The organism is Cobetia sp. LC6 (assembly GCF_030264805.1).
Taxonomy (GTDB): Bacteria; Pseudomonadota; Gammaproteobacteria; order Pseudomonadales; family Halomonadaceae; genus Cobetia.
On the sequence record NZ_JASSPL010000010.1, the window covers coordinates 19,562 to 45,383 of the forward strand.

General features: G+C 62.2%; 22 protein-coding genes. 15 read left to right on the forward strand and 7 right to left on the reverse strand.

Going from position 1 to position 25,822, the window contains the following annotated elements:
* Window positions 1-164: 164 nt before the first annotated feature.
* Complete coding sequence (locus QQF40_RS12265) at window positions 165-1,745, reverse strand: ribonuclease J (protein WP_285461579.1); 1,581 nt, start codon at window positions 1,743-1,745, stop codon at window positions 165-167.
* Window positions 1,746-2,159: 414 nt separating this feature from the next.
* On the opposite strand from QQF40_RS12265, the gene purU reads away from it, so the two are divergent.
* The 4 genes from purU to QQF40_RS12285 all read left to right on the forward strand — a co-directional run bounded on the left by purU (window position 2,160) and on the right by QQF40_RS12285 (window position 7,530).
* On the forward strand, window positions 2,160-3,014 hold the full coding sequence (gene purU / locus QQF40_RS12270) for a formyltetrahydrofolate deformylase (RefSeq protein WP_285461492.1): 855 nt from the start codon (window positions 2,160-2,162) through the stop codon (window positions 3,012-3,014).
* Between the two features lie 495 nt (window positions 3,015-3,509).
* Window positions 3,510-5,033 (forward strand): TackOD1 domain-containing metal-binding protein, encoded by a 1,524-nt coding sequence (locus QQF40_RS12275; protein ID WP_285461493.1) that lies wholly within the window; start codon window positions 3,510-3,512, stop codon window positions 5,031-5,033.
* On the forward strand, window positions 5,030-6,385 hold the full coding sequence (locus tag QQF40_RS12280; protein ID WP_285461494.1) for a glycosyltransferase family 2 protein: 1,356 nt from the start codon (window positions 5,030-5,032) through the stop codon (window positions 6,383-6,385). The genes QQF40_RS12275 and QQF40_RS12280 overlap by 4 nt, the downstream gene beginning before the upstream one ends.
* Window positions 6,385-7,530, forward strand: a complete 1,146-nt coding sequence (locus tag QQF40_RS12285) for an HlyD family secretion protein (RefSeq protein WP_285461495.1) — start codon at window positions 6,385-6,387, stop codon at window positions 7,528-7,530. Before QQF40_RS12280 ends, QQF40_RS12285 begins: the two co-directional genes overlap by 1 nt.
* Before the next feature lie 18 nt (window positions 7,531-7,548).
* On the opposite strand, the gene dinB is transcribed toward QQF40_RS12285, so the two are convergent.
* On the reverse strand, window positions 7,549-8,607 hold the full coding sequence (dinB, locus tag QQF40_RS12290; RefSeq protein WP_175089403.1) for a DNA polymerase IV: 1,059 nt from the start codon (window positions 8,605-8,607) through the stop codon (window positions 7,549-7,551).
* A gap of 164 nt (window positions 8,608-8,771) precedes the next feature.
* Complete coding sequence (locus tag QQF40_RS12295) at window positions 8,772-10,118, reverse strand: Na+/H+ antiporter family protein (protein ID WP_175089404.1); 1,347 nt, start codon at window positions 10,116-10,118, stop codon at window positions 8,772-8,774.
* Between the two features lie 330 nt (window positions 10,119-10,448).
* Between QQF40_RS12295 and QQF40_RS12300 the strand changes: the two genes are divergently transcribed.
* Window positions 10,449-11,066 carry a YrbL family protein gene (locus QQF40_RS12300; RefSeq protein WP_175089406.1) on the forward strand — a complete coding sequence of 206 codons (618 nt, stop codon included), beginning with the start codon at window positions 10,449-10,451 and terminating at the stop codon, window positions 11,064-11,066.
* Window positions 11,067-11,211: 145 nt separating this feature from the next.
* Here the strand turns inward: QQF40_RS12300 and bioA are convergent, their stop codons facing one another.
* Complete coding sequence (bioA, locus tag QQF40_RS12305) at window positions 11,212-12,522, reverse strand: adenosylmethionine--8-amino-7-oxononanoate transaminase (protein WP_285461496.1); 1,311 nt, start codon at window positions 12,520-12,522, stop codon at window positions 11,212-11,214.
* A 719-nt stretch (window positions 12,523-13,241) separates the two neighbouring features.
* Here bioA and QQF40_RS12310 point away from each other — a divergent pair.
* On the forward strand, window positions 13,242-13,625 hold the full coding sequence (locus QQF40_RS12310) for a histone-like nucleoid-structuring protein, MvaT/MvaU family (protein ID WP_285461497.1): 384 nt from the start codon (window positions 13,242-13,244) through the stop codon (window positions 13,623-13,625).
* A 245-nt stretch (window positions 13,626-13,870) separates the two neighbouring features.
* On the opposite strand, the gene QQF40_RS12315 is transcribed toward QQF40_RS12310, so the two are convergent.
* Window positions 13,871-14,695, reverse strand: a complete 825-nt coding sequence (locus QQF40_RS12315) for an anti-sigma factor (RefSeq protein WP_285461498.1) — start codon at window positions 14,693-14,695, stop codon at window positions 13,871-13,873.
* Complete coding sequence (locus tag QQF40_RS12320; RefSeq protein WP_285461499.1) at window positions 14,692-15,270, reverse strand: sigma-70 family RNA polymerase sigma factor; 579 nt, start codon at window positions 15,268-15,270, stop codon at window positions 14,692-14,694. The genes QQF40_RS12315 and QQF40_RS12320 overlap by 4 nt, the downstream gene beginning before the upstream one ends.
* Before the next feature lie 324 nt (window positions 15,271-15,594).
* Here QQF40_RS12320 and QQF40_RS12325 point away from each other — a divergent pair, with 324 nt between their 5' ends.
* The 5 genes from QQF40_RS12325 (at window position 15,595) to QQF40_RS12345 (ending at window position 20,151) form a co-directional block, all read left to right on the forward strand.
* The gene (locus tag QQF40_RS12325) at window positions 15,595-16,479 is read left to right on the forward strand and encodes an NAD(+) kinase (RefSeq protein ID WP_175089409.1); all 885 of its coding nucleotides are present in this window, start codon (window positions 15,595-15,597) and stop codon (window positions 16,477-16,479) included.
* 16 nt (window positions 16,480-16,495) lie between these two features.
* Window positions 16,496-17,572 (forward strand): metallophosphoesterase, encoded by a 1,077-nt coding sequence (locus tag QQF40_RS12330; protein WP_285461500.1) that lies wholly within the window; start codon window positions 16,496-16,498, stop codon window positions 17,570-17,572.
* Window positions 17,573-17,872: 300 nt separating this feature from the next.
* Window positions 17,873-18,778: a rhomboid family intramembrane serine protease gene (locus QQF40_RS12335; RefSeq protein WP_285461501.1), complete on the forward strand. Its 906-nt coding sequence runs from the start codon at window positions 17,873-17,875 to the stop codon at window positions 18,776-18,778.
* A gap of 138 nt (window positions 18,779-18,916) precedes the next feature.
* Window positions 18,917-19,192 (forward strand): YeaC family protein, encoded by a 276-nt coding sequence (locus QQF40_RS12340; RefSeq protein WP_175089415.1) that lies wholly within the window; start codon window positions 18,917-18,919, stop codon window positions 19,190-19,192.
* Window positions 19,180-20,151, forward strand: a complete 972-nt coding sequence (locus QQF40_RS12345; protein ID WP_285461502.1) for a DUF2797 domain-containing protein — start codon at window positions 19,180-19,182, stop codon at window positions 20,149-20,151. The genes QQF40_RS12340 and QQF40_RS12345 overlap by 13 nt, the downstream gene beginning before the upstream one ends.
* Before the next feature lie 157 nt (window positions 20,152-20,308).
* Here QQF40_RS12345 and QQF40_RS12350 read toward each other — a convergent pair whose 3' ends face one another.
* Complete coding sequence (locus tag QQF40_RS12350; protein WP_352230737.1) at window positions 20,309-21,904, reverse strand: RimK family ATP-grasp domain-containing protein; 1,596 nt, start codon at window positions 21,902-21,904, stop codon at window positions 20,309-20,311.
* A 168-nt stretch (window positions 21,905-22,072) separates the two neighbouring features.
* Here QQF40_RS12350 and QQF40_RS12355 point away from each other — a divergent pair, with 168 nt between their 5' ends.
* The 4 genes from QQF40_RS12355 to QQF40_RS12370 all read left to right on the forward strand — a co-directional run bounded on the left by QQF40_RS12355 (window position 22,073) and on the right by QQF40_RS12370 (window position 25,779).
* Entirely contained in the window at window positions 22,073-22,714 is a 642-nt protein-coding gene (locus tag QQF40_RS12355) for a GNAT family N-acetyltransferase (RefSeq protein WP_285461503.1), read from the forward strand.
* A gap of 78 nt (window positions 22,715-22,792) precedes the next feature.
* Window positions 22,793-23,281, forward strand: a complete 489-nt coding sequence (locus tag QQF40_RS12360; protein WP_175089418.1) for a YajQ family cyclic di-GMP-binding protein — start codon at window positions 22,793-22,795, stop codon at window positions 23,279-23,281.
* 301 nt (window positions 23,282-23,582) lie between these two features.
* A complete protein-coding gene (locus QQF40_RS12365) occupies window positions 23,583-24,425 on the forward strand; it encodes a CvfB family protein (RefSeq protein ID WP_175089419.1) in 843 nt (280 codons plus the stop codon).
* 160 nt (window positions 24,426-24,585) lie between these two features.
* Window positions 24,586-25,779 carry a glycerate kinase gene (locus QQF40_RS12370; RefSeq protein ID WP_285461504.1) on the forward strand — a complete coding sequence of 398 codons (1,194 nt, stop codon included), beginning with the start codon at window positions 24,586-24,588 and terminating at the stop codon, window positions 25,777-25,779.
* The last annotated feature ends 43 nt before the right edge of the window (window positions 25,780-25,822 follow it).

Here is a 25,822-nt window from a genome sequence, read left to right on the forward strand (position 1 = left end):
TTGAGAACGAGATTGCCAGTCGGCAATCTCTCCATCACCAGCCCCTGAGCGCCTCCCAGCAGCAGAAAAGCCCGCCCGGTATTTCCCGGGCGGGCTTTTTCATGCTTCGCTTTGCGCAGGGCAGTGAGCTCGAAGCGGCCATCACTTCAATGATGGCGCGATACTCACTCCTGATTCATGGCCATGATATGCAGGAAGAGCACCGGCTCATGGCGCAGGTGGTTGCGCAGCCAGCGATTGATGCGTCCATCGAGTTGCTGCTTGAGTTCACGTTCATTGCTGGCATCCAGGCCTGCCAGGGTGTCATCCAGCCACTCGGCGAAGCTGTCTTCATCCAGGCTTGAGGTGCCGCTGATATCCAGCATCAAGCGGCCGATGCGAACCCAGCCGGCTTCCTGCAGCGTGACGGGCAACGCGAGCGAGACGCTGCCATGCCGGCCGAGACGCGCGCGGGCACGGCGGTCCATGGAGTCCAGCGGACGCACCTTGTCATGCTCGATGATGCGTTCGTGCAGTGTCAGTCGTTTCTCCACCGACAGCCCCTGAGCATCGAGGCGAATCACGTCACCATTGACGGGAATCAGCGGTGCCTCGATGCCCAGGGACTGTGCCACCTGGGTGTGAGCGAGCTGGTGGCGATATTCGCCATGCACCGGCAGCAGACGTACCGGCTTGAGCCAGCCATAGAAGGTGCGCAATTCTTCCTGTGCCGGGTGGCCGGAGGCGTGCAGCTCCGGGAACTGCTTCTCTTCCATGATGCTGACGCCGAGTCGTGTCAGGGCATTGTGCAGCTTGCCGATGGCCAGTTCATTGCCGGGAATCGCCTTGGAAGAGAAGATCACGGTGTCGCCGGCAGCCAGCTCGAAGTCCGGATGCCGGGAATTGGCCAGGCGTGACAGTGCCGCGCGCGGCTCGCCCTGACTGCCGGTGGCGATCACCATGACCTCTTCCGGGGGCAGATAGCCCAGGTCCTTCACCGGTACCAGTGGTGGGAAGTCCTCCAGATAGCCGAGACCGCGGGCGACGCGCACCATGCGCTCCATCGAGCGACCCAGCAGCGTGATGCGGCGACCATTGCGTGCGGCGGCGCGCCCCAGTGCCAGTATGCGGGCCAGATTGCTGGCAAAGCAGGTCACGACGACGCGACCGCGACAGCCGGCCAGCGTCTTCTCCAGTGCGCGCGCAACCTCGCCTTCACTACGCGAATGGCCTGCCAGTGGCGCATTGGTGGAGTCGCCGACGACCAGATCGACCGGCGCCAGTGCCTGATAGCGCTCCGGATCGGTAGGCTTGCCGATCAAGGGCTCCGGATCCAGCTTCCAGTCGCCGGTATGCATCACGCGATATTCCGGCGTGACGATCAGCAATGAGCAGCTTTCCGGAATCGAGTGGGTCAGCGGCAACAGTCGCAGCGCGAAGGGGCCGGATTCGAAGCCTTCATCCACCTCGATGATCTGCAGGCTGGAGGTTTCCAGCTCGCGCTCGGCAAACTTGGCGCGCAGCAGGCCAGCCGCCAAGGGCGTGGCGATGATCGGGCAGCGCCACTTCGGCCACAGCCAGGCGACTGCGCCGATGTGGTCTTCGTGGCCATGGGTGATCACCAGCATCTGCGGGCTGATGCCCAGGCTTGCCAGGGACTCGATATCCGGTACCTGCAACGGACCTTCCGGCAGGTCCTGACGAATCATCATGCCGCAATCCACGGCGATCCAGTGATCCTGATAACCATACAGCGTCAGATTCATGCCGATCTCGCCGCAGCCACCCAGCGGTAGCAGGTGCAGCGGCGGACGTTGTCTCTGACGGACTTGAACGCGGGGTTTCAACATGGATGTCATGCCATCTATAAAATGTGGCTCAACTATACGGGAATCCCGCGAAGCGCCACAAATGGCGCTGTTGTCCGGTCGCGTCGATTCGATAGCGGCCCAGCCGTCCGCGTGACGCCTTGAGGTGGGCCGGCGTGATGGCCGCTGATCGCAATGTCGTATTGACCATATGGACAGAATCGGGGCGCAACACTGTTTCAGGCCGCGTGATCAGCTACAATAGCCCACCTTTGCCGAGGGGCTGCTTACGGGCGGTGTCATGATTCCTCGCGCAGGCCGGCGTTTCGCCGGCTGAACATCATTCCCGCTATCACAATGGTTGAACTTACGATGTCTCACGCCTATCGCCTGGTGGTGTCCTGCCCTGATCAGGTCGGAATTGTTGCCCGAGTTTCCACTTTCATCGCCGAGCAGGGCGGGTGGATCACCGAAGCCAATCAGCATTCTGATCTTGGCGCCGGCCGTTTCTTCATGCGCTATGAGATCAACCCCGAAACCATCGGCCTGAGCGCCGATGAACTCGGCAAGCGCTTCGCACCGATCGGTGAAGAGTTCAGCATGCAGTGGCGCGTGCATGACACCGCTGCCAAGAAGCGTGTCGTGCTGATGGTTTCCAAGGACTCCCATTGTCTGGTGGACCTGCTGCATCGCTGGCAGTCCGGTGATCTGGATTGCGAGATTCCCTGCGTCATTTCCAATCACGATGACATGCGCTCGCTGGTGGAATGGCACGGCATTCCGTTCCATCACGTGCCGGTCGACAAGAATGACAAGGCTCCGGCCTTTGCCGAAGTCGAGCGTCTGGTGGAAGAATCCCGGGCCGATTGCATCGTGCTGGCGCGCTACATGCAGATCATTCCGCCGAGCCTGTGTGAACGCTATGCCGGTCGCCTGATCAACATCCACCACAGCTTCCTGCCTTCCTTCGTGGGTGCCAAGCCGTATCACCAGGCCTTCGGGCGCGGGGTCAAGCTGATCGGGGCGACCTGCCATTACGTGACCGAAGAACTGGATGCCGGCCCGATCATCGAGCAGGACATCCATCGCGTCACACACTGCCATACCGCCGAGGAACTGGTGCGCATCGGCCGTGATGTCGAGCAGAAGGTGCTGGCCCGCGGCCTGCGCTGGCACCTGCAGGATCGTGTGCTGATCCACGGCAACAAGACCATCGTCTTCGCCTGAGCCTCGCTTGCTCAACGCATGAGTCTGTCATCGACCTGAGGTCGTGACGATGAAGCCGGTACCTATCTCAGGTGCCGGCTTTTTTGGTCGCGGGAAATGCCTGACGGTCATCTGGTTGCCAGTGGAGATGTCGAGCAGGTCGGTATCGTCAGGACGCGCATGCCAAGGGAATGACTGGGAGGCCATGCACTGGGGGCTATTGACGGAGGGAGAGGTTCAACGAGGAGAGATTCAATAGTCCATCAGGTTAAATGCAATTCAAGTCAAACTTTAGGGTCAGTTTTCTCAGTCCTTGTCATTAGACAGATGTGTGTTTGATGACATGAGGGTATGAAACCACTGCTCAAAAGGCCGAGGTTGGCAATCCGCCATGAACTCCGTTTCATGGTGTCAGTCCCATGAGGTTGATTCTGCACCAGTGTTTCATCCGTGATATCTCATGCTGAAGTATGGGTGCGCGTGGTGGGGCGAAGACTGACCTCACGGGATTTTCTGATGTACATAGCCGTTGTTGGCCGTCCTGCGGCTGCAAGTAGTGAGCACTCAAGTGATGGGCATTCTCAGGTCGAAGAGAAAGAGTGGGCAGTCGAGACACAGGACCTGCTGGCGATGCTCGCGGAGCGAGCGCCATATCTCGCTTCGCACGCCGATGCGACTGGATTTCCTGCGACTGACGTTTCTGCGGGCAGCCAATGTGATGCCATCCATCTGGCGGTTCAGCCGGCGGGTAATCTGACGCTGCAGGAGGCCGAGCGCCTGCTGAGCGATATCCGAGCCACGGCGCCAGGTGCGCTGATGCCCGTGATCGTGACGGGGACAAGCTCTCCTTCCATCGAGGCACTGGCCAATCAATGGCCGGGCAGCCGTCTGCTTGACCTGTCAGATGTGGAGAAGCGGCTGGAGGCCTCGGCGCCAGCTGAGCAACACGAGGCTGGGCTGTCGGCGAGCGCCGAGCGGCTGCTGCGTTGGTGGCGCCTCTATCCCGACCATGTCCTGCAGTTCTCCCTGTCACCTGCACTGATGGCCGGGTGTGAATGGCCTCTGTTGAGTGCATGGGGCATGACTGCCAGCGAGCAGCATGATCTGCTTGCACTGTTCGTTCAGCGTGGCTGGACCCGCGAGGTGACGCTCATGACACGTACGCGTCATTGCCGACAGTGTCGCAGCGTGCACCTCAACTACATCGATGTCTGCCCGCGTTGCCGCCATCTGGATCTCGTGGCGCTCGATGGGCTGCACTGTTTCACCTGCGGTCATGTGGATCGTCTGGATCACTTCACGCATGACGAACGACTCGTCTGCCCGAAATGTCATGTCCGGCTGCGGCATATCGGGGTCGACTATGATCGACCGCTGGAATCGCTGGCCTGCGGGAAATGTGATCTATGGCTTGTAGAAGGCGAGGTGGAAGTCCAGTGCATGAATTGCGGCCAGTTGCAGCAGCCCGGAGAGCTGATCCAGCGGCGTGTAGCCTCGCTGGCGCTCAGCGAAGCCGGGCGTCGCGTCGTCGCCTTGCCGCGCAAGGAAGGCATGCCCGAGCAGATGGCGGGACAGCAGGTCTCACGCGCCGAGCTGCATCACATGCTGGACCTGCTGGTGCCTCTCGCCCGTCGTCATGCCCACCGCCATCTGCTGATGGTGATGTCCTCCGGTGCCCTTTCTTCTCGCTCGGTGGCGTCTCCGCTGCCGGCTTCATCACCGGCAGCGTCAACGAGCGCCATGGCCCAGCGTCTGACGAGCCTGCTGCGTGATACCGACCTTGTCTGTGAATACGACGCCGGCCATTGGCTCTTCCTGCTGCCCCATACCCCCCGCGAACACTTTGCGGATATCGCGCGCCGCATCAAGTCATTGACCGACCTGGCAGAGGACGACGCGGGGCTGGATATCGCGCTCGAGATGCATGAGCTACCCAGCGAGCGCTGCTCAGGCAAGGCGCCATACTGGCTGGCGCAATTGCTGGACGATCAGGCGTCTGGTCAACCGAGTGGCAAGATGCCATTTGAGGCCGAGGCATGAGAGAGCTGGATATCTTTGTCTCGCAGGTATTGATGGAAATGCACTGGGTCAGTGGCTCGATGCTGCACTCGCCGTGGGTGGCGGTATCCATCCTGCCCTTGTTGATTCTCTTCGAATTGCCGCTGGCCGCCATCGTGATTACTGGCATGGTTGGCCATCTGCGCGATCGCGGCTGGGGCAGCGCCCATGATGGCCAGGCCATGCCCGAGCGCTATCCCTCCGTCAGCTGCCTGGTGCTGTGCTATTCCGAAGGCGAGGGGGTGGCCGCCAGCGCCGAATCCTTGTTGCACCAGGATTATCCCGGCCACGTCGAGGTGATCATGGTGATCGATGGCGCCACGGCCAATCACGAGACGTTGGCAGCTGCCCGGCGCCAGGCCAGTGCCTTTCGGCAGCATGCCAACCGTACCCTGCGGGTGGTGCCCAAGTGGCAGCGCGGCGGGCGGGTCTCGTCACTCAATACCGGGCTCGGGCTTGCTACCGGTGAGCTGGTGTATGCGTTGGATGGTGATACCGGCTTCGCCAGTAACATGGTCACGCGCAGCGTGGTGGTGTTCGAAGACCCCGATGTGCTGGCGGCTGCCGGCAACTTGCGTATTCGCAATCGCAAGGTCTCGCTGGCGACACGCCTGCAATCCCTGGAATACCTGCTGTCGATCGAATATGGCCGTACCGGGCTGGCGCGCTGGAACCTGATCAACAACATCTCGGGGGCCTTTGGCATCTTCCGCACCGATATCGTGCGTCAGGTCGGCGGTTGGGACACCCATACCGCGGAAGACCTGGATCTTACCTTGCGTCTCAAGCAGTACCAGCGTCGCCATCCGCATATGCGACTTGCGTTCATCCCCGAGGCTGTCGGCTTCACGGATGGTCCGGAAACTCTGCGCAGTCTGGCGAGTCAGCGCATGCGCTGGGAGGGTGATCTCTATTTCATCTACCTGCGCAAGCATTGGCGCGGCATGCGGCCGCGCTTGATGGGCTGGCCCGGTACGCTGTTCACGATGACCTACGGATTGGTGCAAAGCGTGGCGCTGCCTTTCCTGATCGGTGGCTATGTCATCTGGTGGTACGCCACCCAGCCATTGGTGCATGCGGTGTCGATCAGCGTGCTGCTCTATCTCATCTATCTACTGTTGTGCAGCTGGTATGCGCTGGCCGGGCTTTGCTGTGTCAGTCGCGATATTCCGGTCGCTCTCAGGAACATGGTCTGGCTGCCGCTGCTTCCGTTCTACCAGCTGAGCATGCGTCTGTTGGCACTGGTCGCGATTCTCAATGAAATGCTGCGCCGCAGCCACGAAGAAACCAGCATGGCCCCGTGGTGGGTCCTGCGCCGAGGAAAACGCTTCTGATGGATATTCGATTTGACCCGGAAAAGTCTCGTCACCCGGACCAGCAGTCCGGGCTGAAGGTTCCTTACGCCAAGGCCAGGCGGGGCGGAGGACGCTGGCGCTGGATAGGGCTGATGGCCTTGGTGCTGGTGCCGGTGGTGGCCTTCTCCTGGTATGCGCTGCGAGACCGCTTGCTGCTGTTGGCCCCGGCGGTACTGACGCACGAGCCCCTGGTGATCACCAGTCCGCGTGATGCGCGTGTCGTTGATGTACCTCAGCGTGCCGGCCAGCGCGTCAGGCAGGGCACCACCCTGTTCGTGCTTGAGGATGGTGAGCTGGAGGCCGATCGCACCGCGCTCAAGGAGATTCTGGCCACGCTTCCCGACAAGGGGGCACAGCAAGAGAGCGAGTCGCTGGTCGATACCGCTCGCCAGCGGGTCGATGACGCTGAGGCTGCATTGCGCTTCCAGTCTGGGCTGGCTGACAAGTTCGATGACTTCCGTCGCCAGGGTGAGGTCCCCCTGACGGATCTCGCCAGTATCCACGTGGCTCGTGCTAGTGCTCAGGATCAACTGTCGGGAGCGCGTGAGAACCTGCTGCTGCAGCTGCGCGAGAATACGCGCTCCGAGCTGGCTGGCCCGGTCGTTCAGCGCCGTCAGGATCTGACTCGCCAGCTGGCGCGTATCGAAGCCAGCATCGCGGCGATGTCCTTGATGGCGGTTCAGGATGGCCTGTTGGCCAAGAGCTACGTGCAGCCCGGTCAGCAGGTGAGTGCTGGCGAACCCTTGGGCGTGCTGGTGCCTGCCAATGCGCCGGAACTGCATGCCTATTTCTCGCCGAAATATGTCGGCAAGGTGGCTGTCGGGCGAGTGGCCGAGGCGCATTTCGCGGATGGCCGCAGTGTCTTGGCGCGTATCGTGGCGCCGCCGGAGCTGACCCAGAAGCTGCCCTCACAGCTGGCGGGCCCCTTCGATGCCAATCAAGCGATGCTCGAAGTCAGGTTGCGCCCCCTCGAAGCCATCGACGTTCAGCATGATGTGGAAGGTCTGCCGCTGGAGATTCGTCTGCGTTCTCCCTCTGCGCTCTGGGGAGATTGGGGCGATGAAGGCGAAGCGGGTACCACTGCGGCAGAGCGCTCTTCGTCCGAGGCGAAAGCGGGAGCATGACCGCGAACGATCAAGGAGCTAGAACAACCCCAGCTGCTGGGCGTCCTCGCGGGCCTTGAGACGTACGCCGACGCCCAGCAGGCGGACAGGGCGGTGGCCGCGTTGCCAGGCTTGCTCCATCAGCAGAGCGAAGCTGTTGGCGCTCGGCAGCGTGGTGGTCGAGGCGGGGAGCAGGCTTTCCAGCGTGGTGCTCTCGAAGTTGCTGAAGCGGATCTTGACGAACTGCTTGGCCAGCACCGGCTGGTCATGACGGGCGTGACGGCTGGTCAGGCGTTCGAGCAGGGCGGGCAGGCGCTCCAGGCAGGCTGGCAGGTCAGGCAGGTCGTGATCGAAGGTGTGCTCGACACTGATCGACTTGCGTTCGCGTTCGACACGCACCGGTCGCTCATCGATGCCGTGCGCCAGTTCGTGCAGGCGTGTGCCGAACTTGCCGAAGTGCTCGGCCAGTGTTGTCAACGGTGTGCCGCGCATGTCTTCGCAGGTGGTGATGCCCAGGCGTGTCAGACGCGCCAGCGTCGCCGGGCCGACCCCGTGCAGCTTGCCGACGGGCAGCTGGCGGATGAAGGCGTCGCTGGTCTCGGGCGTGATCACCGTCAGGCCGTCGGGCTTTTCCCAGTCACTGGCGATCTTGGCCAGAAACTTGTTGGCGGCCACGCCAAGGGAGAGGGTGATGCCGGTGCGCCTGAGCGCCTCTTCCTTCAGCCAGCGCGCCATCCAGGTGGCGCTGCCCTGAAAGTCAGTCACGGCGCTGACATCCAGATAGGCCTCATCCAGCGAGAGGGGCTCCACCAAGGGCGTCAGTTCATGGAAGAGTGCCTGGATCTCGGCGGAAACGGCGCGGTAGCGCTCGAAATCCGGGGGTACCAGAATCAGCTGTGGGCAAAGGCGCAGCGCTCGGGCGGTCGACATCGCCGAGCGTACGCCGAAGGCGCGCGCGGGATAGTTGCAGGTGGCGATGACGCCGCGTTGCTCGGTGCGGCCACCGATGGCGATGGGCACCTCGCGCCACTCGGGATGGCGGAGCATCTCGACGGCGGCATAGAAGCAATCACAGTCGGCGTGGAGGATCTTGCGCATGCGCGCATCATGCTAAAATACTGGATGGCTGTCCAGTGCTTGTGCCCACTCATTGCGCTTGAGCAGGCTCACCAACGATAACGCCCGACAGTGAGGAGAGTCCCCACTGTCGGGCGTTGGCATGGCTGGCATCTTGCTTGGGCGCGAGACTGGCGCTCAGCGGATTACAGCGTCATCGCGGCCACCCAGCCGAACACGATCAGCGGGATGTTGTAGTGGAGGAAGGTCGGCACCACGCTGTCCCAGATGTGGTCGTGCTGCTGATCGACATTCAGGCCGGCCGTCGGGCCGAGGGTCGAGTCAGAAGCCGGTGAGCCGGCATCTCCCAGCGCGGCGGCGGTGCCGATCAGCGCGACGGTGGCCAGCGGCGAGAAGCCGAATTGCAGCGCCAGCGGCACGTAGATGGCGGCAATGATCGGAATGGTCGAGAAACTGGAGCCGATGCCGAGAGTGATGAACAGACCGACCATCAGCATGACCAGCGCGGCCAGCGGCTTGTTGTCACCGATGATGTGGAAGGAGGCGTCGACCAGGGTCTGGATGTCGCCGGTGGCCTTCATCACGGAAGCGAAACCTGCCGCCGAGATCATGATGAAGCCGATCAGCGCCATCATGCGCATGCCGGAGGTGAAGAGGTCATCCGCTTCGTTCCACTTGAACAGGCCACCCAGCGAGAGGATGGCGAAGCCGACCAGGCCGCCGAGAATCATCGAGCCGGAATACAACTGAATGCCGAGGGCGGCGATGATGGCGATGCCTGCCATGACCAGACCGCTCTTGGATGGCGTGTGCATGGGCGTGTGGTGCGGTACGTTGCTGGACTTGATCTCGCGGGTCGCGTAGTCACGCGGCTTGCGGTAGGAGACGAACAGCGCCGTCAGCAGGCCAAGGAACATGCCGCCGACGGGAATCGCCATCGCCATCGGCACCATGCCACGGGTCACGTCGAGACCGAGCGACTGGCCGGCATCATTGATGTTGGCCAGCAGGATGTCGTTGAGGAAGATGGAGCCGAAACCGACCGGCAGCAGCATGTAGGGCGCGGTCAGGCCGAAGGTCAGTGCACAGGCCACGGCACGACGATCCAGACGCAGGCGGTTCATGGCGACCAGCAGCGGCGGAATCAGGATCGGGATGAAGGCGATGTGAACCGGAATCAGGTTCTGGGAGGAAATCGCGACCAGAGTCACGCTGCCCAGCAGGCCGTACTTGATGGCCGTCTGGCGGCGCGGCGTGCTTTCGCCATTGAGCAGGCCGATCAGGCGTGCGGCGAGCAGGTCCGGCAGGCCGGAGCGAGACAGGGCGACGGCGAAGGCACCGAGAGTGGCGTAGGCCAGTGCGACCTTGGCGCCGCCGCCGACACCGTCATTGAAGGCGCCGAGCGTGTCGGTCAGGGACAGCCCGCTGAACAGACCGCCGACCAGGGCGCCGGCGACCAGCGCGAAGACGACCGAGACGCGAGCCAACGACAGGCCGACCATGACCAGGACGGCCAGAATTACCGCATTCATGCGAGTACCTCTATGTGGGGTTGTGCCAGCTTTGGGAGTGTTGCGGACAGAGCGGGCGAACTGTGGGTGCGTGGCCACCCGATCCCGGGGCAATGCCTCGCATGACGTGTACATTCGTGACGAATGCCTTGCTGTCGCAGTGTTCCTGCGGCTTCCTCCTGAATGCCGTCAAAAACGGCGCATAATCTTACCAGAAGGGCAACGCAAGCTGAATGGCCGATGAACGTGGGCGCTGCCAAATGGCACAAGTTGGCGTGCCATGACGGCTTTTTGTAGAATGCCACGCTGCCCGGCGGCTGCAGTCGCAGGCGTTATTCAACAGGAGTGCGCATGCTGGAGCTGGAAAATGCCCGCGTCATCGGCATGGGAAATGATCGGCGTGTCTATCAGGACCCGAACGACCCCCATCGCTGCATCAAGGTCCCGCGTTACCCTGACAAGGGCAGCCGCCAGAATGAACGCGAGCAACGCTATTTCGAGGGCCTGGTCAGACGTGGCATGCGCGACTGGTCCTATGTGCCTGCCTACCACGGCAGTATCGCCACCGCCGAGGGACTCGGGCTGGTCTTCGATCTGATTCTCGACAGTGACGGCTCCACGTCACGCCGACTGCGCGAGGTGCATCTCGAGACCCCCGAGCGCCTGAGCGCCGAGGTGCTGGTGAGCGAGCTGGCCAATCTCTATCGTTATCTCGAGAAACGCTGGTTGATTCCGTCTGATCTCAATGATCGCAATATCGTGGTCCAGTTCAGCGACGACCAGCCGCCCAGGTTGTGGCTGATCGACGGTGTCTCGAATCCTGACTTCATTCCGCTGGCGACCAGCGTCGCCTGGCTGGCACGGCGCAAGGTCGCGCGTCGCTATCGTCACTTCCTCAGGAAACTGGTCAAGGGGGGGCAGCTCTCGCCAGAGGATTATCAGGCACTCGAAGCCCGTCTGTGGGGGTGAATGCCTCTGATGGTGATGGCTCTCGAGACTGGTGGGTCTCGAGGGTGACTGCCCCTGATGGCGCTTGTCGCTGATAGCAATGGCCTTTGATGAACATCGTCTTTGATGAACATCGCCAGGAGCAGTCATGTTGTGTATCAGTGTATCAGTGCTCCAGGGCCTCGAAGTAGCTGGTCATCGCATGGGTGATCTGGCGCAAGTCCTGCGGCGAGGTGATATAGGCCGGCATGGTATAGAGCCAGCGCCCGAAGGGACGTAACCAGACGCCCAGTTCACGGGCATGGGCCTGAGCGCCTGCCAGACTGCTGGCATCGTGCACTTCTATCACCGCCGTGGCACCCAATACGCGTATATCGCGAATGGCGGGATGGGAGAAATTCAGCAGGGTGTCGCGCAACACTTGATTGAGCTCGTCAATCTTGCCCAGATAATTCTCTTCCTCGAATACCGCGAGACTTTCCAGTGCTACCCGACAGGCCAGCGGATTGCCCATGAAGGTCGGGCCGTGCATGAAGGCGCTATTGGCATCCTCACCATCAAATGCATGGAAGATATGACTCTGGGCCAGGGTGGCGGCATGTCCCAGATATCCCCCCGTCAGTCCCTTGGAGAGCACCATGATGTCAGGAGAGACATTGGCGTGTTCACAGGCAAACATCTTGCCGGTCCGACCGAAGCCGGTCGCGACTTCATCGAAGATCAATACGATTCCGAACTCATCACATAACTCGCGTGCCGCCTCGAGATAGTAGGGCGAGTACATGTTGAGGCCACCTGCCGCCTGTAACAGTGGCTCCATCAACAATGCCGCTATCTCATGCTGGTGTGTTTCCAGGCAGGCGCGCAATGCGCTGATATCGTCTGCTACCTCTTCACGACTGGCACTGAAACCGGCAGTCGGCGCCGGTGCGAAATGATGTCTGGGCAGGAAATCGGCGAACAAGGAATGCATGCCTTCCTCGGGGTCACACACTGCCATGCAGCCCGCCGTATCGCCGTGATAGGCCTTCATCAATGACAGCATGCGCGTCCGCCCCCGCGTGTCATTGCGGTCTTTGCGCTGTTGCTGATATTGCACTGCCATCTTCATGGCGACTTCCATGCCCACCGAGCCGCTATCGGAGAAGAAGACATGATTCAGGCCCTCAGGGGTGACACGCACCAGCGCATCGGCAAGCTCCTTGGCCGGTCGATGGCGAATGCCCCCCAGCATCACATGGCAGAGTTCTGCCGCTTGCTGCTGGATGGCCGCGACGAGACGCGGTTGTCCGTAGCCATGGATCATGCACCACCAGGAACATGTCGCATCCAGCAGTGTCTCACCTCCCGCCAGTGTCATGCGGGCTCCCGTGCCGCCGGCCACCTCCAGTGGCGCTGGCATGTCCTGCATCTGGGTATACGGGTGCCAGAGAGAAAGTGAGTCCGTATCGCGGGTCGGCATCTGGGAGAATGGCATGGAGTATCTCTGCGAGTGGCGGGATAGTGGTGTGGTGTGATGATGGCTCAATCTTTGTCAACTTTGACCATTCTATCAGGTTGACGGTTTTTTTGAAGTGACGCTTTCTGGAGAAAGTGTTGCATTTCGCACCACTATTAGTTCGTCACCTGCTTTAGTATGGACTGCTGTTGTTCGTTCAGGTGCATGCTTTTCGAGGTGCGCAGGCAATGATTGCCCTTCATCAAAAGTCTGTACTGTGACGCTGTCACGCCGAAGGGAAAAGTGGTTGCATAATACTTCCTTGTGGGTTGTCGTCATGAATTGTGCATATCCCGTGAATATTGGAGGCCTAGTCATGGCGGGCCCTCAAGCCCGATATCAGGTCGTGGCAAAGAGTTCTTCGTGTTGTTGCAGTGAGCCTTTTGGCAGACCTGTCTTCAGTTGTGACAGGAGATAATGAAGTGCCTGGGCGGTGAGTACTGTTTTTTTGTTGGCTATTGCATTGATCGGAAAGATTGCATACTTTGGGAACATGTTATTTAAGACTTCACCTTGCAGTTGACTCGGTCTATAATCGCCCTTGATCCGGTGTGGGCGCTTAACTGTCCCGAGTGTCCTGCACAAGTCTTTACGAAAACGCGCTGTTAAACATGTACGGCAGATGAATATCCACCGAACCTCTTTCAACATCGTGTTTTCGTGACTCAACTGTCTGTCCCGACATCCTGGAGATACTCATGTCCCTGTTGACTGATTTCATGCAGAAAGAGCAAGAGCTCAAGAAACTTCAAGAGCAGCTGGAAAGCCTGCGCAATGATGACCGTCTGAAGAACGAACTCGAATTCAAGGACAAGCTGGACGCGCTGATGGGCGAGTACGGCAAGTCCACTCGTGACGTCATCACTCTGCTGGACCCGAAAGCGTCCCAGGCGCCGGCTGCTGCCGCACCGGAAAGCAAGGCCGGTGGTGTGCGTCGCAAGCGCAAGCTGAAGGTCTACAAGAACCCGCACACCGGTGAAGTCATCGAGACGCGTGGTGGTAACCACAAGCAGCTGAAAGAGTGGAAGGAAGAGCACGGTGCGGAAACCGTCGAATCCTGGCTCGAGCGCACTGAAAGCTGAGCACTGGCTTTGTTGCCAGCCAGCTAGCTGACGCTGCCAGACATGAAAAAGCCCCGCAATCGCGGGGCTTTTTCATGTCTGGCGTTTGGCTGACGCCAGAGGGCGGACTCCCTATTTTGAGCAGGCCTTGGGCAGGTCTTGAACAGAGCGATAGGGCGCTTTCCCGTGAGACTCACTGTGAAATTACAGCGTCAGAAAGCGCCACTATCGGCAGTCGTCATGCCCGAGGGCTGTCATGAGGGCTATCAGCTATCACGCTGATTGAGGTCCACCAGGCGGCCGATGGCGAGAATCTTGCCCGTCGGTTTGCCGGTCGGCGAACCGCCTTCTGGCTCCAGTGTCATCTCAAGCAGCTGGCCCGGACTCATGCTGCCGATCTGCTCGGCGCTGAGTTCTATACCGGCAATCGGGTCGACCAGCCCCAGTGAGCGCGGCCCTTCTTGCGGGTCGGTCAGGGTCCACAGTTCGATGACGCGATCCGTCGGACGCTCGATGGAGACCTTCGGTGTCAGCTGCAGGCCACCGCTGGGCGTGACATTGGCCACCCAGGTCGGCGTACCCGGATCTTCCAGTGTCTGCAGAATAGCGACCATGCGTTGTGCATCGCCGTCAGGTGTCTGGGTAGCCACTTCCGGCGAGGTGCCTTCCAGCGACGCGCTGGGCGAGAAGGGCCCCATCTGCATGACCAGCGCCAGGGCGAGGCCTGCCCCCAGACCCAGCCCGAGGCCACCGCCGAGCCAGCGCAGCAGCCAGGGCGCCTTGGTCGAGGCGCTTGTATGCTCTGCGTCATGTCGAGCGGCGGTATCATGGGCGGCGGAGGACTGCTTGAAGCGCACCAGGCTGGCGTCGATGCGCTTCCATAATGAGTCCGAAGGGGGCTCCGGCGGCAGGCGGTCACTCACGCTCAGCCAATGTTGCTGCCAGCGCAGGGCCATGCGTGCGGCAATGTCATCGCGCTCGATCCAGGCGCGCACTTCGGCCTCGCGTTCAGGGTCCAGCAGCCCGAGGGCATGCTCGCCCAACAGCAGGTTCTGTTCTTCGGGGGATTCGGGAATCAGGGGGCTATTCATCGTGACAGGCACTCCTGCAGTAGCTTGAGACCGGCGCGGATGCGTCCCTTGATGGTGCCAAGCGGTGCGCTCAGCTTCTCGGCGATCTGTTCGTGTGTCAGTCCCTTGAAGAAGGCCAGCAGAATGGGCTCGCGTCGTGGCACTTCCAGCTCACCCAGGCAGTCGCTCAACTGATGGGCCGTCTGGCTGTCATCGGCCGCGGTTTCCGGGTTGGCGAGCAGATCGGCCAGGGTGTCGAGCGCATCGCTGTCGCCGCGTGGCGTCCGCCCCTGGGCACGCAGTTGGTCCAGTGCGCGATAGCGCAGGATGGTAAACAGCCAGGCGCGACCATTGCCGAGTTCACGGCGATACTGGCCCGCGTTGGACCACAGCTTGATGAAGGCGTCATGGACGGCATCTTCGGCCTGGTTGCGGCTGTTCAGCAGGCGCATGGCGAGCGCCAGCATGCGGCCCGATTCGAGATCATAGAGGCTGCGGAACGCGGCCTCGTCTCCGCGTGCACAGGCTTCTATCGCACTGGCGTGGTCAAAGCTTTCCGCGTCTGGCGGACTGACTGACGGCTTCTGTGCTGGCATGGGGCGGCCGGCTCCTTTGGCAGGGGGTCCATTGTTCAGCTGACGGTATGTGCACCGCCGGGGAATGGCAAGTTGCATGATAGAGGCCTTTGTTCGGGAAAGAATCAATGCCCGTGACACTCGGGATGGCGGTGCGTCAATTGCGGGGGGATAGTCAGGTAACGTCCCGCTTCCCACCTTGGATGTTCGCGGCCGGTTTTCAAATGTGTCTGGGCGTGGCGTCAGCCGGTCACCTCACATCTGATGGGAAAAGCGCGGCGCGGCTGCATTGCTGCTCGCGCGGTGAGTCCGCATAATGGCCGGCATGACAGCCTGGGAGGCGTGATGAAGCAGCAATTCAATACGATCGGCGTGATTGGCCGACTGGGCAGTGCCCAGGTGGTGGATACGCTCAAGCGCTTGATTCGCTTTCTGGATTCCCGTGGCCTGGCCATGGTGATCGAGGAACGCACTGCCACGCTGCTGCTGGACCACGGTCTGCAGGTGGCCAGCCGCCGTCAGATGGGCGAGCAGTGTGATCTGGTGATCGTGGTCGGCGGTGACGGCAGCCTGCTGGGGGCGGCACGTGCGCTGTGCCGCAGCGGTACCCCAGTGCTCGGGGTCAATCGTGGGCGACTCGGCTTTCTGACCGACATTCGCCCCGATGAGCTCGAGGAGAAGGTGGCCGAGGTGCTGGGCGGCGACTATCTCAGCGAGCAACGCTTCCTGCTCGAGGCCGAGGTCTATCGTGACGGCGAGCGCATCGGGGCGGCCGATGGCCTCAATGACGTGGTGCTGCACCCCGGCAAGGCGGCGCGCATGATCGAATTCGAGCTGTTCATCGATGGCCAGTTCGTCTATTCCCAGCGCTCGGATGGCTTGATCGTCGCCACGCCGACCGGCTCGACCGCCTATGCGCTGTCCGGCGGCGGCCCCATCGTGCACCCGCGCCTCGAGGCGATCACCTTGGTGCCGATGTTCCCGCACACCCTTTCCAGTCGTCCGATCGTGATCGATGCGGCCAGCGAGATCATCCTGCATATCAGTGCCAGCAACTCGACCTATCCGCATATCAGCTGCGATGGCCAGACCCAGGTGGTGGCCAAGCCCGGGGATGTGCTCAAGATTCGGCGCAAGAATGAGCGTCTGACGCTGATTCATCCGCTGGAGCACAACTATTTCGAGATCTGTCGCACCAAGCTCGGTTGGAGCAATCGCCTCGGCGAATGACCTCAAGGCTGACACCATGCAAGCATTCGTGCCGCCACAGGATGGCTATGATCTCATCGGCGATATACACGGCTGCGGCGCCACTCTGGCGACGTTGCTGGAGACGCTCGGCTATCACATCGTCGATGGCGTCTATCGCCACCCGACCCGCAAGGCCATCTTTCTCGGTGATATCATCGATCGTGGTCCGCGCATCCGCCTGGCGGTGCAGCTGGCCAGCAGCATGGTCAATGCCGGCGAAGCGCTGATCGTGATGGGCAATCACGAATACAACGCCCTGGCGTATTGTCGGCGCGCACGCCCGCGTGCAGGCGGGGAGCATCGTGATTTCCTGCGCTCGCATACCTCACGTCACAATCGCATCATCCGCGAGACGCTTGACCAATATCAGCATCATCCCGATGAGTGGGACGAGGCGCTGCGCTGGTTCATGCGCATGCCGCTGTGTCTGGAGCTGCCGCCGCTGGCCCATGGCCAGAGTGGGCTGCGCGTGGTGCACGCCTGCTGGGACGAGCCGCTGGTGCGTACCTTCCTGGAGCGCTACCCCGATGGCTGCATCGATGAAGACTTCCTGCACGAGTCCATCGAGCACGACAGCTTCGCCTATCGTGTGCTGGACCGCATGACGCGCGGCGCGAATCTGCGCTTGCCGGAAGGAGTCGAGATCCACTCCGGCGATGGCTTCACGCGCCGAAGCTTCCGCACGCATTTCTGGGCACGTGAGCCCCGCACCTACGGCGATGTCGTCTTCCAGCCCGACAACCTGCCCGGCGAACTGGAATCACGCTGGTTGAGTGAGCAGGAGCTGGCCAATCTGCCTTACTACGGGCCGGAGCAGCCGCCGCTGTTCCTCGGACACTACTGGTGCGAGGGCTTGCCGGCGCTGCCGGCCCCCAACATCGCCTGCCTGGATTACAGCGCGGTCAAATTCGGGCGCCTGGTGGCGTATCGCTTCAGTGGCGAAGCCACGCTGGATGCCGCCAACTTCGTGTGGGTGCCGGTACCGCGTGAGCCTTCCCGACGCCCCGTGCCGGAAGAGCTGTCCCGCGACACACTGTCGAACCCGTCATTGGCCAATGGCGCCAGTCAATAGCACTGGTCATTGGCTTGGTCGTTGGCACGTCCCAATAGCGTCAGTGATGCTGGCGATGGATGATGATTGTTTTTTACAATCACATGTCAGTGAACCAAAGCCCGATTGCGCACTCTGAGTAAGTGTTCCCTTGAATGATCCTTGCTCAGTCCGGTGCCCCCCACCGGGCTTTTTTTATGTCTGTCACAAAGCCCAGACGACTGCGGCGCTGTGGTAGCTTTTCGCAGGCTGGTCTGACTTCTCCTTGTTTATCAACGTGTACTGAGTCTGTTCAGTCGCGTGTCATCTTCAGAGGCATATATGTTCAAGGTTCTGACGCTGCCCGAATCCTTCGACAGCCGCCCCCTGCGTGAAGCCCTGTGGGCCGAGAAGATCGGTCACCAGATCACCCTGAGCCAGGCTCGCCCGACAGAGGCTGCGTCTGACGAGGATGCCGAGAGCCACGAGGGCGGCCAGGAGCTGTGGCTGGCTGACCCCGAGCAACTGCCGCGCGTCATCGCGATGCTCGAGCGCCAGTCACGCGGTGAGCCGTTGCGGGATGCCTCCGCAGGCGCCGCGACGCGTGGTACCGCCAGTTCTCAGTCCCTCATCGCCCTGATGCGCCAGACGCCGCTGACCTGGCTGGTCGGTCTGGCCTGCTGTATCACAGTGATGTTCCAGTATGCGCTGGGCCAGGCGGCGGTCTTCGAATGGCTGGCCATCGTGCCCTTCGAGCTTGTCGGCAGTCAGCACATCGCACCCGAGCCGCTGTCCGTGACGCTGGCGGGGGAGTGGTGGCGGCTCTGGTCGCCGTCGTTGATGCACTTCGGGGTACTGCACCTGGTGTTCAACCTGTTGTGGCTGTGGGTGTTCGGGCGTCAGATCGAGGCCATCGATGGTGGTTGGCGCTTCGCGCTGGTCGTGGTGCTGAGCGGCGTGGCGGCCAATCTGGCGCAATATGCCACCGGCAGCGTACTGTTCGGCGGGTTGTCGGGGATCGACTTCGCCGTGATCGGCTATGTCTTCATCGCTGCGCGCCGCCGCCCGGCGCTGGGCTATGAGATGCAGCGCTCGCTGATGATCTTCATGCTGATCTATCTGGTGCTGTGCATGACGCCGCTCTCGAGTGCCATCGGCCTTGGCACCATTGCCAACGAGGCCCATCTTGGCGGCCTGCTGACCGGCCTGCTGCTGGGCTGGCTGCTCCCCAGACGCAGCGCAGGCTGAGCGTTGGCGATTCGGCCCTAGGGATGACACCTCTGGAAATGACACTGCGCTAAATGACAATGCTAGAATGGCGGCCATCCCCAGTGACTCCGATGGCCCGCCTTCGGCAGTCGTGGACCCGCATCAGGAGAGTATGTGATGAGCAACATGTCCTTTGACGGCATGATCGAGCAGATGACGCCGACCATCTACGAGAGCCTCAAGCAGTCCATGCAGCTGCGCAAATGGCCGGATGGCCGTGTGCTGACCCAGGAGCAGGTCGAGCTGTGCATGGAAGCCGTCATCAAGTACGAAGCGCACAACAACGTGCCTGTCGAGTCGCGTGTCGGCTTCATCGACAACGGCACCTGTGGGCCGCGTGATGATGACAGCGCCGCAAGCGATGAGCCGGAGCAGATCAAGTGGGTCAACTGACGCTGGATGATGCCCTGAGCGCGGATGAGGCCTCTGGCACGGCTCAGGACGTCAGTGCCCAAGCTGTGGCGCCTATCACGCTGAGTGGCAACATCCGCAAGATGTCCATCGTGCCTGTCGGTGAAGCGCTTGCGATCGATACCTCGTTCGAGGCGCCGTCGGTCACGCGGGAGCCGCTGGCGGCCAGCTATGGCCTGCGCCTGGGCGAGATCACCCAGCCGCTGAATGCCTATATCGGCCACAAGGTGCGCCTGAGTTTCACTGGTCAGATCCACTGCAGCCATTGTGGTCGCAAGACCAAGAAGAGCTTCGCCCAGGGGCATTGCTATCCGTGCTTTCGCAAGCTGCCGCAGTGCGATGGCTGCATCATGAAGCCGGAGACCTGTCACTACGCCGAAGGTACCTGCCGTGATCCGCAGTGGGGCGAGGAACACTGCTTCCAGCCGCATATCGTCTATCTGGCCAACTCCTCCGGCCTCAAGGTCGGCATCACGCGCAAGACCCAGATGCCGACGCGCTGGTTCGATCAGGGCGCCATCCAGGCGCTGCCCATCGTCGAGGTGTCCAATCGCCTGCAGTCGGGGCTGGTCGAGGTGCTGTTCAAGCAGGCGCTGAACGACCGCACCAACTGGCGGGCGATGCTCAAGGGCGATGTGGCCGAGCTGGATCTGGAAGCCGAGCGGGACGCCTTGCTGGCCCAGATGTCAGAAGGCCTGGCAGCGCTGCAGGCGCATTGCGGCGAAGGCGCCATCCGGGTGCTGGACACCACGGCGCTGGCCTTCGAGTTTCCGGTGCGCACCGCGCCGAGCAAGGTCACCTCGTTCAACTTCGACAAGACGCCAGTGGTGGAAGGCGTACTCGAAGGGCTCAAGGGTCAGTATCTGATTCTCGACAGCGGCGTGATCAACCTGCGCAAGTTCACCGGCTATGAGATCGAGGCCCAGCTCGGCGAGCAATGAGCCGCGGCTGAGCCATAGCCAAGAGCACAGCACCGCACACACGACAGCGCCCACCCTCCTTCACGGAGGTGGGCGCTGTCGTTTCTGTGCCTCTGGTTTCTGGTTTCTGGTTTCTGGTTTCTCGCTTCTTGCTACAGGCTTGCAGGCTCGGGGCGTGTCAGCCCAGTACGGGCTGGCGGCGCGCCTGCATGCGGGCCAGAAAGACCTGCATCACGCGCCGGTAGAGCTCGCGTCCCAGCACCGCATCCTCGACGCCGGCATCCAGATTCGGGTTGTCGTTGACCTCGATGACCACCACGCGGTCCTCCAGCTGCTTCAAGTCGACGCCATAGAGGCCATCGCCGATCAGGCGGGTCGCCTTCAGGGCCGCCTTGATCACGGCCGCTGGCACCTCGCTCGGGTCGACTGTCGCGAAGCCGCCGGAGCGGGTGCGCGCGCCGCTGTGGTCGTAGATCTGCCAATGGCCGCGTGCCATGTAGTAGCGGCTGGCGAACAGCAGCTTGCCGTCGAGCACGCCGATGCGCCAGTCGAACTCGGTCGGCAGCCACTCCTGCAACAGCAGCAGGGCGGAATCCTGGAACAGCCGTTCGGCTTCGCGCACCAGCGTCTCCGGGCCATCGATCTTGACGATGCCACGGGAGAAGGCGCCATCCGGCACCTTCATCACCAGCGGGTAGCGCATGTGCTGACCGCGCTCGGCCAGCTGGCGCAGTTCGCCCCGATGGATCAGGCGACCCTGCGGTGCACTCTGGCCGCGTGCCTTGAGAAGTTCATGCAGGAAGACCTTGTTGGTGCAGCGCAGGATCGACTGACTGTCATCGATCACCACCAGCCCTTCATGCTCGGCACGCTTGGCCATGCGATAGGTGTGGTGATCCAGACTGGTCGTCTCGCGGATGAACAGGCCATCGAACTCGGCCAGGCGGCCCTCGTCGCGTCTGGTGATCAGACTGACATCGATGCCCAGTCGGCGCCCCTCGCGGATGAAGTGCTTGAGTGCGGTCCGGTTGGACGGTGGCAGCGCCTCGTCGGGATCGACCAGCATGGCGAGATCGAAGCGGTAATGGCGGCGTGCCTTGGGCGTGCGCCACACCTTGCGCGAATGGCGATTGAGCGCCTGGGCGAAGCGGTCTTCATCCGCCGTTGCCAGGTGGCTCAGGGATTGCGGGCGCACTCGCTTGAGCACCCAATGATCGCCACGGCCTTCAAGACGCACCTCCAGCAGCGGGCAGGGCAGACGCTCGAACAGCTTGCGTGCGAGACGCGCAAGCGCGGGGTCTGCGCTCTCGCCGAAGGTCAGCAGCAGGTCGAGTCGCGGCGGCTTGCCAGCTCCATGCAGCACGCCTTGCGGGGCGGGCAGTGCGCCCTTGCGGGTCAGCTCCTCGAGCAGCACGCGGATGCCGCCCAGCTCCATGTCGATCAGCGACTTGCGTGACAGCTGATTGAGGGTTTCCACTGACGGCAACGCCTTCTGACCGCGCGCCTGGGCCAGCAGCGAGACGTAATAGCCGATGCCCAGGTAATCCAGCCCGCCACACAGATTGATGACGTGGGTGGCGGGCTGCGGTGCATCGTCGGCGCGCTGGGCTGGCGCATCGCTTGAGAGTTCGGAAAGAAAGTCATGGGCGCTGATGACATCATCACTGGGATAGAAGGCGCGCCAGTCAGAAACACGGTCAACCACGATACGCAGGCGGGACATTGCGAAGCCTCGCAAGGCGGGCACCGAAGCGGTGCCGAGTCCGCGCATCATGAGAAACAATCCCCGTCATCGCAATAGGCTGGAAAGTGAAATAATTTCATGCAAAGAGACCAAGACAAGACGCTTCTGCATGCCCAGAATGCAGCGCATTGCTACCGCCCCGCGACACGCTGAACATCAAGCAGCGTCAGGGCGCTGACAGGCGGGAGAGCCTGCACCATGACCCCCATTCTGCGCCCGGCCATCCGGGCCGATCTCGACGCTCTGGTAGAGCTCGAGGAAGTCAGTTTCGACAGCGACTGGTTCAGTCGTCGTCAGCTGTCCCACCTAATACTGCGTGCCCATGCCCGTACCCTGGTGATCATCCAGCCCGATGACGATGTCATCCCATCCACAGCGGCGGTGGACGATGTCATGGCCGCGCTATGGCCAGACGGTAGCGTCGAGCGTGATGACGCTACGCCGCTGCGCAGTGTGCTTGGCTACGGCACCGTACTGTTTCGGCGCAATTCACGCCGGGCGCGACTCTACTCCTTCTGCCTGCACCCGGAATCGCGTGGCCGAGGCCTTGCCCAGCGCATGCTGACAACGCTTGAGCAGCTGGCCATCGCCCAGGGCTGTACGCAGTTCGATCTTGAGGTGCATACCGGCAATGGCGCGGCGATCACGCTCTACGAGCGACACGGCTTCGAGAAGTGTGGTCGCCTGCGCGATTACTATGCCGATGGGGCCGCCGCCTGGAAGATGCGCAAGGCACTGACGGTAGATTCGCCGGCGCCAGTGGCTGAGAAACTCGCGGCCGATGAGGCCGGTGAAGCGCACTGGGGGCCGCCCTCGACGGTGAATGCCGGCGCCGCCTGAGCCGGGGGCATGGCGCGCGTGGCCCCCATGGGCTAGGATGCGCTGTTTATTCTTCATGGCTTCAAAGGAATCGCTCCCATGCCGTCATTCGATATTGTCTCCGAACTCGACAAGCACGAAGTTCAGAATGCCGTCGATCAGGCCAATCGCGAACTCGCGACGCGCTTTGATTTCAAGGGCGTGACTGCCAGCTTCGAACTCGAGAAGGAAGAGAACGTCAATCTGGAAGCCGATGCCGACTTCCAGTTGCGTCAGATGGTCGAACTGCTCAAGGGCCGTCTGATCGCGCGTGGCATCGACGTGCGCTGTCTGGAAGAGAAGGATGCCGACACCGCTGGTGTGCGTGCCCGTCAGCAGCTGGTGCTGCGTCAGGGGCTGGACCAGCCGACCGCCAAGAAGATCGTCAAGGCGCTCAAGGATGCCAAGCTCAAGGTCCAGGCGCAGATCCAGGGCGAGAAGGTACGCGTCACCGGCAAGAAGCGTGACGACCTGCAGGGCGCCATGGCACTGCTCAAGGGCGATGAGAGTATCGATCTGCCGCTGCAGTTCAACAACTTCCGCGACTGATCCAGCGCTCAAGTGACTGGCGGTCGCCATTATCAGCACCGTTCGCTATCGGCGTGCGGTGCTGTATTCGTTTGACTCGCTGATTTGCGGTTTCGTGAGAGTCACTGACTCGCATGTTTTCTGGCTCAACGGATTCGCTTTGAAAGCGTCATGTCTCGTTGCTGGGGCTACGCTTGTCCAGCCCGGTGCATCACTCGAGACGACCGGACGCGTCGCTTTCAAAGCGTTTCACCCTATTCGTACGTGATATCTGCGCCATGCGGGCCGCTACGGCACCCGCCAACGCGCAAAGAGAGGTTATATGTCTGCTCCGCTCGCTATCGGCCAGCGCAACACCCTGACGATCACCAAGCGGGTCGGCTTCGGCGTCTTCCTCGATGGTGGGGATCGCGGGGAAATCCTGCTGCCGACACCTTTCATTCCGGCGGGGGCCGACATCGGTGACGAAGTCGAAGTCTTCGTCAGCCTGGATGATGAAGACCGCCTGCTGGCCACCACGCGCTATCCGCGTGCCATGGTCGGCGAATTCGCCGCGCTCAAGGTGGTCGAGGTCAATGACATCGGCACCTTCCTCGACAATGGCCTGGGCAAGGATCTGCTGCTGCCCTACGGCGAGCGCAAGCGTGAGCTCAAGGCCGGTCAGTTCGCCATGGTGCACGTCGGTCTCGACAAGCACAGTGACCGCATGGTGGCCTCGATGCGCCTGGATCGCTGGCTCGACAAGACGCCGGCCACCTACGCGGTGGGCCAGGAAGTCTCCGGTCTGGTCGCTGCCCGCACCGACCTGGGCATGAAGATCATCATCGACAACGCCCATTGGGGCCTGGTGCACCACGACCGGATCTTCACGCGTCTGCGCATCGGCAACCGTCTGCGTCTGTGGGTGTTGAAGAATGACGGCAACGGCAATGTCGATCTCACGCCGCAGGCGCCGGGCCCGGCTGGCCATCAGCAGCTGGCGGACCGCATTCTGGCTGCGCTGGAAGCCAGCCAGGGCGTACTGCCGCTAGGCGACAAGAGCGAACCGGAAGCCATCAGCGAAGCCTTCGGTGCCAGCAAGGCCAACTTCAAGCGCGCCATCGGCCATCTGAAGCGTGAAGGCAAGGTCACGCTGGCGCCCACCGAGACGCGTCTGGTCAAGTAAGCACTCCTGTCAGCCAGTGCTGCCGCTGCCACCCTCGGGAGACCGACGGGTGGCAGTTTGCGTTTCAGGCTGCTGCATGGCACCAATGACGGCGTATCATGAGGGAATCTTGTGCTGAGTCACCCCATTCGCTCCTTCACCTTCGACAAGGAATGTCTGCATGACTGTCTCTGCTTCTGCTGCCTCCGCTTCTGCTGGTTCGCCGCGCCTGTTGATTGCCCCTGACAGCTTCAAGGAAGCGCTGGCAGCCAGTGATGCCGCCGAGGCCATGGCGCGTGGTGTTCGCCGGGTGCTGCCCGAGGCACAGATCGACCTCTGCCCGCTGGGGGATGGCGGTGAGGGCACGTTGGCGGCATTGTTGGCGGCGGCCAGTGAAGCAGACCCCATCGAGGCGCGCAGCGCTCAGGTGCGTGATCCGCTCGGGCGCGACGTCACCGCCCAGTGGGGCTGGCAGCCGGGTAGCCGCACGGCCATCGTCGAGCTGGCCGAAGCCAGTGGTCTGCATCTGGTCAGCCTTGAAGAGCGCGACGCGCGTGTCGCCGATACGCATGGCGTAGGCGAGCTGATCCTGGCGGCGCTGGACGCCGGTGCCGAGCGGCTGATCGTCACGCTGGGCGGCAGTGCTACCAACGATGGCGGCAGCGGCATGCTGCGTGCGCTCGGGCTGCGTCTGCTCGACGCTGAGGGGGAAGAGCTGCCCGCGGGAGGCGCGGCCCTCGCGCGTCTGGCGAGTCTGGACGTCAGTGCGCTGGACCCACGCCTGGCCAACCTCAAGGTGTCTGCCGCGGTCGACGTCGACAACCCTCTGTGTGGCCCGCGCGGCGCGAGCGCCGTGTTCGGCCCGCAGAAGGGCGCCGATGCCGCGGTGGTCGAGGAGCTGGATGCGGCTCTGGCCCACTTCGCGCGCCTGAGCGCTGAAGTGCTGGGCGAAGACCAGCAGCAGTTGGCCGGAGCAGGAGCCGCAGGCGGCATGGGCTACGCGGTGGCGACCTGGCTGAACGGCGAGTTGCGTCCGGGCATCGAGCTGGTGATGGAGCGCCTCAACGTGAGCGAACGTCTGGCGGGCTGTGATCTGCTGATCACCGGGGAAGGCGGCCTGGATGGCCAGAGCCTGGGCGGCAAGACCCCCATCGGTGCGGCGCGAGCCGCGCGAGCCGCCGGGGTGCCCGCCATCGTGCTGGCGGGGCGACTGGCCGAGGGCTGGCAAGCCGCCCATGATGAGGGGGTCAGTGCCGTCTTCACGCTGTGTGACAGTGCCATGCCGCTTGAGCAGGCGCTGGCGCGCACCTCGGAGCTGCTGGCTGACCGCTGCGAGGCCATCATGCGTCTCTGGCAGTTGGCGCAGCCCGACTGAGCGCAGCCCGACTGAACGCAGCCCGACTGCGGCGTCGAATCCG

Excerpts from the sequence above, each read along its gene's own strand:
- purU (WP_285461492.1), top strand. The coding sequence starts at position 2,160 with ATGTCTCACGCCTATCGCCTGGTGGTGTCCTGCCCTGATCAGGTCGGA.
- dinB (WP_175089403.1), bottom strand. The coding sequence starts at position 8,607 with ATGCGCAAGATCCTCCACGCCGACTGTGATTGCTTCTATGCCGCCGTC.
- QQF40_RS12370 (WP_285461504.1), top strand. The coding sequence starts at position 24,586 with ATGACTGTCTCTGCTTCTGCTGCCTCCGCTTCTGCTGGTTCGCCGCGC.
- QQF40_RS12355 (WP_285461503.1), top strand. The coding sequence starts at position 22,073 with ATGACCCCCATTCTGCGCCCGGCCATCCGGGCCGATCTCGACGCTCTG.
- QQF40_RS12340 (WP_175089415.1), top strand. The coding sequence starts at position 18,917 with ATGAGCAACATGTCCTTTGACGGCATGATCGAGCAGATGACGCCGACC.
- QQF40_RS12350 (WP_352230737.1), bottom strand. The coding sequence starts at position 21,904 with ATGATGCGCGGACTCGGCACCGCTTCGGTGCCCGCCTTGCGAGGCTTC.
- QQF40_RS12280 (WP_285461494.1), top strand. The coding sequence starts at position 5,030 with ATGAGAGAGCTGGATATCTTTGTCTCGCAGGTATTGATGGAAATGCAC.
- bioA (WP_285461496.1), bottom strand. The coding sequence starts at position 12,522 with ATGCCATTCTCCCAGATGCCGACCCGCGATACGGACTCACTTTCTCTC.
- QQF40_RS12330 (WP_285461500.1), top strand. The coding sequence starts at position 16,496 with ATGCAAGCATTCGTGCCGCCACAGGATGGCTATGATCTCATCGGCGAT.
- QQF40_RS12360 (WP_175089418.1), top strand. The coding sequence starts at position 22,793 with ATGCCGTCATTCGATATTGTCTCCGAACTCGACAAGCACGAAGTTCAG.
- QQF40_RS12325 (WP_175089409.1), top strand. The coding sequence starts at position 15,595 with ATGAAGCAGCAATTCAATACGATCGGCGTGATTGGCCGACTGGGCAGT.
- QQF40_RS12320 (WP_285461499.1), bottom strand. The coding sequence starts at position 15,270 with ATGCCAGCACAGAAGCCGTCAGTCAGTCCGCCAGACGCGGAAAGCTTT.
- QQF40_RS12335 (WP_285461501.1), top strand. The coding sequence starts at position 17,873 with ATGTTCAAGGTTCTGACGCTGCCCGAATCCTTCGACAGCCGCCCCCTG.
- QQF40_RS12295 (WP_175089404.1), bottom strand. The coding sequence starts at position 10,118 with ATGAATGCGGTAATTCTGGCCGTCCTGGTCATGGTCGGCCTGTCGTTG.
- QQF40_RS12365 (WP_175089419.1), top strand. The coding sequence starts at position 23,583 with ATGTCTGCTCCGCTCGCTATCGGCCAGCGCAACACCCTGACGATCACC.
- QQF40_RS12315 (WP_285461498.1), bottom strand. The coding sequence starts at position 14,695 with ATGAATAGCCCCCTGATTCCCGAATCCCCCGAAGAACAGAACCTGCTG.
- QQF40_RS12300 (WP_175089406.1), top strand. The coding sequence starts at position 10,449 with ATGCTGGAGCTGGAAAATGCCCGCGTCATCGGCATGGGAAATGATCGG.
- QQF40_RS12265 (WP_285461579.1), bottom strand. The coding sequence starts at position 1,745 with ATGAATCTGACGCTGTATGGTTATCAGGATCACTGGATCGCCGTGGAT.
- QQF40_RS12285 (WP_285461495.1), top strand. The coding sequence starts at position 6,385 with ATGGATATTCGATTTGACCCGGAAAAGTCTCGTCACCCGGACCAGCAG.
- QQF40_RS12310 (WP_285461497.1), top strand. The coding sequence starts at position 13,242 with ATGTCCCTGTTGACTGATTTCATGCAGAAAGAGCAAGAGCTCAAGAAA.
- QQF40_RS12275 (WP_285461493.1), top strand. The coding sequence starts at position 3,510 with ATGTACATAGCCGTTGTTGGCCGTCCTGCGGCTGCAAGTAGTGAGCAC.